This is a genomic window from Streptomyces rectiviolaceus (assembly GCF_039533825.1).
Classification (GTDB): Bacteria; Actinomycetota; Actinomycetes; order Streptomycetales; family Streptomycetaceae; genus Streptomyces; species Streptomyces rectiviolaceus.
The window spans coordinates 1-3382 of the sequence record NZ_BAAAUG010000043.1; the positions used below are offsets into that span (position 1 = coordinate 1).

3 protein-coding genes and 2 pseudogenes are annotated in these 3382 nt (G+C 72.1%); 1 reads left to right on the forward strand and 4 read right to left on the reverse strand.

Features of this window, described 5'->3' with window-relative positions:
- From ABD378_RS15220 to ABD378_RS15235, 4 genes and pseudogenes are all read right to left on the reverse strand, one after another.
- Positions 1-986 (reverse strand): annotated as a pseudogene (locus ABD378_RS15220) (hypothetical protein); the annotation flags it as partial.
- A gap of 142 nt (positions 987-1128) precedes the next feature.
- Entirely contained in the window at positions 1129-1497 is a 369-nt protein-coding gene (locus tag ABD378_RS15225) for a DUF6113 family protein (RefSeq protein WP_344521482.1), read from the reverse strand.
- 107 nt (positions 1498-1604) lie between these two features.
- Entirely contained in the window at positions 1605-2525 is a 921-nt protein-coding gene (gene mshB / locus ABD378_RS15230; RefSeq protein ID WP_344521424.1) for an N-acetyl-1-D-myo-inositol-2-amino-2-deoxy-alpha-D-glucopyranoside deacetylase, read from the reverse strand.
- 63 nt (positions 2526-2588) lie between these two features.
- Positions 2589-2783 (reverse strand): hypothetical protein, encoded by a 195-nt coding sequence (locus ABD378_RS15235; protein ID WP_344521425.1) that lies wholly within the window; start codon positions 2781-2783, stop codon positions 2589-2591.
- Between the two features lie 149 nt (positions 2784-2932).
- Between ABD378_RS15235 and ABD378_RS15240 the strand changes: the two are divergent.
- Positions 2933-3382, forward strand: a pseudogene (locus ABD378_RS15240) (S9 family peptidase); the annotation flags it as partial.

Consider the following 3382-nt stretch of genomic DNA (forward strand, 5'->3'; position numbering starts at 1 on the left):
GGAGGGCCCTGGAGGGGGCCCGCCTTCTGCGGCGTGAGGATGGCGGTGTCGTCGCCCATCGCGGCCGGGCCGGCGCCCGCACCCGAACGGGCGGCGGGATTGGCCGGGTTGGGGCGGTTGGCCGAATTGGGGTGGATGCTCGAGTTGCCGGAATTGCCGGGGTTGCCGGGACCGCCCGGGTTCGGCGAAGCCATCGGGTTCGCCCGGCCTGCCGGGTTGGCCTGGCGCGCCGGGTCGGACGAGGCGGCGGGGTTCGGCGCCATCGGGCCGTCACCGGTCACCGGTCCGCCGGTCGGCCCGGAAGGACCGCGGCCGCCGTCACCGCCTCCGGAGAAGTACGGCAGGTCCCCGCGCTGGGGGTCGCCGCCCTGCGGCGCACCCGTGCCGAGCGGGCCCGACGCCACGGCGCCCGACACGTCGAAGGCGCCCGTGCCGGAGCCGCCCGATCCCGAACCGCCGGACCCGGCCGCGCCGTTCCCACTGGCGCCCGCACTGCTCTTGCGCGGCGCGAACCAGTCGCTCGTCTTCTCCTCCGCCGGAGCGGGAGGTGACGGAGGACCGGCAGGGGAAGTTCCGTCGGGCGTGGAGCCCGGAGCGGACATCCCGGCGGAACCGGGACCGCCCGCGCCGTTCGCGGACCCCGGACGCCCCGCGCCGTCACCGGCGTCGGACGCGTCCGCCGGACGGCCCGGCCCCGCGCCCAGCGGACGCGAGGCACCCGCGTCGCTGTCCGTGACGGGCGTGCGCATGACGACCGGTGGGATGGGCCGCGACCCGGGGATGTTGATCCGGATGCGCGTGGTCAGCGTGGTCTCGGTCTTGGGCTCGTCGGGCCGCTCCTCGGCGGGCTGCCGCTGCGCGCCGTCCACGGCGCCGTCCGACGCGGCGCCCTGCGCGGGGGAGCCGTACGGCGGCGTCCCCGAGGGGTAAGCGGCTCCACCGCGCCCCTGGGGCCCGGAGGACGAACTGTCAGTTTCACGACTCAAGGCAGGTTCTCCCGGTTGGCTCCGCCGCCCGTCTCGACCTCACTCGGGCGGCTCGGCGGCGCGCACCACCATACTGGCCGCCGTCGGCACTCATCCTGTGACCGCCGTCAAACCCGTGCGGGGCACGGACTGAAGTGGTACGTCACTTGCCAAGTCGGGCGGCGGGCCCGCCTGGTTGCGGCCGCTGACCGAGGGTGGCACACATCACAGCGACCGCCATTCCGCCAAGGAGGAAGGCGTACGACCCGAGTCCCGCGCCGAAGAGGAAGTCCCCCTCGGGCCGGCTGGCCGTGAGCAGCATGACGGCGACGAGCCAGCCCGCCGCCGGCGCCACCGCCCCCGCTCTGGTTCCGATGGCACGCGCCCCACCGTAGAAGAGACCGGCGGCCCCGAGAAGCGCGAGCAGCAACCCGCCCGGGAACCAGCCCCCTTGGACGAGCGCCCCGGCCGTACCGACGACCGCGCCGAGCACGAAGAGGCCCCCATAAGAGGCGATACGACCGAGATTCAGCGGCTGGGCGAGCGCACTGCCGCCCGGCGGAGCGGCGGCCGATGAGGATGACGAGGCTGACGAACCGGAGGCCGAACCGGATGACGACGTCGCACGCGAACGAGTACTCACAGCGCCGTCACCCCTTCGAGCCCCGCGACTTCGAGCCCCGCGAACAGATCCGTCTCACGCTCGCCGTCCACCGCACCGGCTTCTCCTCGCACCAACTCGTAGTACTCCACATCAAAGATCGGCTGCGCAAGCCCGTTGGACAAGACGAAGAGCGGACCCTGTACCTCGATCTGGGTGGCGTGCGCGCGCATCGCCGCCGCCTTCGCCTGCGCGAAGGCCGTCCCGTCGATCTCCGCCGTGATCCGTTCGTCCTCCGTCACACCGGGCACGTCCGCGACCACGCCGGGGGTCGTGAACGGTGAGTGCCGCAGGGCACCCTCCATCCACCGGAACCGTTCTTCGACGACGGAACGCGGCGCACGGTTCCAGTAGATCTTGCCGATGGTGTGCGGTTCGCCGAGATCGGCGCGGAATGCCCCCTCGGCCGCGAGGTCCGCGGCGCGCATCGCGACCCGGTGGGCCTGGATGTGATCGGGGTGGCCGTACCCGCCGTCCGGGTCGTACGTCACGAGCACCTGGGGCCGCACCTCGCGGATCACCTCGACGAGGTGCGCGGCGGCGGCGTCGGGATCGGCGGACCAGAAGGCATGTGTCCGGTGGTTCTGCTCGATTCCCATCATTCCGGAGTCGCGGTAGCGGCCGGTGCCGCCGAGGAAGCGGTGGTCGGCGACGCCCAGTTCCTTCATCGCGGCGGCCAGCTCGCCGATGCGCTGCGGGCCGAGCGCGTCCTCGCGGTCAGCCGCGAGATGGGCGAGGTCGGGCGGGATGATCTCGCCCTCCTCGCCCAGCGTGCAGGTCACCAACGTGACATGGGCGCCTTCGGCCACGTACTTGGCCATCGTCGCGCCGTTGTTGATCGACTCGTCGTCGGGGTGCGCGTGCACGAGCAGCAGACGCCGGGCGGGCAGTTCCGTCATGGGACCACCCTACGAGCACCCCGCGCAGTGATCAGAACGTGATGCGGCTGGATCAGAAATGGGTCAGAACTTGATGTCGCCGATCATCCCCGCCACGTTCGTCGTCAGCTCATTGATCGTCGGCGCGATGGAGGAGCTCGCCAGATAGAAGCCGAGCAGCACACAGACGATCATGTGGCCGGCCTTCAATCCTGACTTCTTGACCAGCAAGAAGACAATGATCGCCAGCAGCACCACCGCCGAAATCGAGAGTGCCACGGCGGCTCACCTCCAAGTCCCAGACCCTGCACCAGTGCGGACGCCAGCAGGTTCATACCCACTAAGCGCTACGGATCATAACTATCCGTGGGTCGGCATGACTCGGAGCACGGCAGCACAAGGGGGCGCATGCCCCCTAGGCTCGGGGAATGACCACCGAGAAGCCCGCGACCGCCGGGCCCGCCGAGAGTCAGGCGCAGCGGCTCTCCTTCCCTCGCCTGCACGCCCGCACGCAACGCTTCACTCTCGGTGCGCCCCGCGCGTTCACGGTGGCGCCGGACGGGTCCCGCGTCGCCTTCCTGCGCTCGCCGTCCGGCACGGACCGGGCAAGCCAACTCTGGGTCCTTGACCTGGAGGACGGCGCGGTCGAGCGTGTCGCGGCCGATCCCCAGGCGCTGTTGAAGGGCGCGGCCGAGCGCCTCTCCGCCGCGGAGCGGGCCCGCCGTGAGCGCAGCCGCGAGGGCGGCGCGGGCATCGTGGGGTACGCGACGGACGCGGCGGTGGAACTCGCCGCCTTCACCCTCTCCGGGCGGCTCTTCGCGGCGGAGCTGCGCGTGGGCACGGCCCGCGAACTGCCCGCCCCGGCCCCGGTGATCGAC

Excerpts from the sequence above, each read along its gene's own strand:
- mshB (WP_344521424.1), bottom strand. The coding sequence starts at position 2,525 with ATGACGGAACTGCCCGCCCGGCGTCTGCTGCTCGTGCACGCGCACCCC.